The 850-nt window shown below is 47.2% G+C and carries 1 protein-coding gene and 1 pseudogene; both read right to left on the bottom strand.

Features of this window, described 5'->3' with window-relative positions; genetic code table 11:
- Positions 1 to 144, bottom strand: a pseudogene (locus tag R7O13_RS25485) (sulfate adenylyltransferase subunit CysN); the annotation flags it as partial.
- An 18-nt stretch (positions 145 to 162) separates the two neighbouring features.
- Positions 163 to 850 (bottom strand): sulfate adenylyltransferase subunit CysD (gene cysD, locus R7O13_RS25480; protein WP_318305026.1); only part of this gene is annotated, 688 nt, incomplete at its 5' end.

The following is an 850-nucleotide window of genomic DNA, read 5'->3' as shown; positions in this document are numbered from 1 at the left end:
ATGGAGTAAGCGACCAATCAGGGTGCTTTTCCCATCATCCACAGAACCACAAGGCAGAAATCTAAGCAGAGACTTGTACTGATGTTGTTTTAAATAGCCTTCGATACCAAGCTCGGCTAATTGAGCTTCAACTGCACTGTTCATTCTCTTTCCTTAGATCTTTTAGAAGTAACCTTGACGTTTCTTGAGTTCCATCGATCCTGACTGATCGTGGTCGATCGCGCGGCCTTGACGCTCACTTGAGGTCGCCACCAGCATCTCTTCAATGATGCCCGTCAGCGTATTCGCTTCAGATTCAATCGCACCTGTCAGTGGATAACAGCCCAACGTACGGAAACGCACGCTTTTCTCTTCAATTACTTCACCCGGTTGAAGCTCCATACGGTCATCATCCACCATGATCAGCATGCCATCGCGTTCGACAACCGGACGTTTATCAGCAAGATAAAGCGGGACAATTTCGATGTTCTCTAGGTAGATGTATTGCCAGATATCAAGCTCGGTCCAGTTAGAAAGTGGGCACACTCGAATGCTCTCGCCTTTATTCACTTGACCGTTGTAGGTTTTCCAAAGTTCTGGACGTTGGTTTTTCGGATCCCAGGTATGGTTCTTGTCACGGAACGAATACACTCGCTCTTTTGCGCGTGATTTTTCTTCATCACGACGAGCGCCTCCAAAAGCAGCATCGAAGCCATATTTGTTTAGCGCCTGCTTAAGACCTTGCGTTTTCATGATGTCCGTATGCTTTGACGAGCCATGAACAAACGGGCTGCATCCCATTGCGATGCCTTCTGGGTTCTTATGAACCAAAAGCTCAAAACCGTATTTTTCCGCAGTACGATCACGGAAT

This window comes from Vibrio sp. Y176 (genome assembly GCF_033438945.1).
Note: the sequence above shows the minus strand (reverse complement) of the source record. Positions and strands in the feature narration are given on the sequence as shown.